The sequence below is a fragment of the Oleiphilus sp. HI0132 genome (genome assembly GCF_001635845.1).
Genome location: NZ_LWGJ01000341.1, coordinates 1 through 1049 on the forward strand (window position 1 = coordinate 1; position 1049 = coordinate 1049).

The window sequence follows — 1049 nt, forward strand, 5'->3', positions numbered from 1 at the left end:
CGCCCACCTCATCAAGAAAAATTGTACCGCCATCAGCCAATTCAAAACGGCCAATGCGCTGTTTCACTGCGCCAGTAAAGGCCCCTTTTTCATGGCCAAACAACTCGCTTTCAACCAGGTTCGGCGCAATAGCACCACAGTTAACTTTTACTAAAGGACGGTCTCGACGACGGCTAGCGCCGTGAATAGACCTCGCGATCAACTCTTTACCCGTGCCGCTTTCCCCTTGAATTAATACAGACGAGTCGGTGGGTGCAACATGCTCGATCTGCGTATGAATCTGATCAAGAGCAGGCCCCTGGCCAATCATCTTGGCGTAGTTATGCTGAGACTGGATCTCATCCATCAGGTAGCGATTCTCGGCCTGTAATTGCTCCTTCAATTCTTCTACCTGACGCAGCCCAGACTTTAACTCTCGCTCTGAGCGTTTCCGTTCCGAGATATCCTTAAACACAATCACAGCACCGACTATCTCACCCTCATGCTCAATAGCTGTTGCGATATACTCTACAGGAAACTGCGAACCGTCTTTGCGCCAAAAAACCTCATTATCGACTTCACGCTGAACACCGTCTTTTACTGTTTGATAGACAGGGCAAGTATGCACTGGGTAATGACGACCATCTTCATGGGAATGATGATGAAACTCATGAACTATTTTGCCAATAAGGTCTTCTTCCAGCCACCCGGTCATTCGTTCGGCGGCTGGATTCACGAAAGTGGTTAAACCGTTTTTATCAAGACCGTAAACACCTTCACCAATAGACGTCAGGATAAGCTCGTAGCGTTTTTTCAGTGCATCCGATTCATTAGACATTTCGGTGAATGCCATAACTAGCCTCTCAACTTGCTCAAGTAGAAAGCTTAGGTTAACCCAATTCAAGCCAGCCGTCTTCAGTCCACTCAATAAAGCTCAATTGATCTAAAGCAAGGCTCGCCTCTAGCAAGCCTGATACGCTCATAGTTATTAAAAAACAGCTATAAACAAAGTAGTTATAAGCAAGATAGTCAGTAGTAAAATAACAACGACAGAGGCTAGAGCTCTATGC

General features: G+C 46.2%; 1 protein-coding gene. It reads right to left on the reverse strand.

The annotated features are described in order from the left end of the window. Window positions 1–832 (reverse strand): sigma 54-interacting transcriptional regulator (locus A3766_RS32580; RefSeq protein ID WP_369808600.1); only part of this gene is annotated, 832 nt, incomplete at its 3' end. Between the last annotated feature and the right edge of the window lie 217 nt (window positions 833–1049).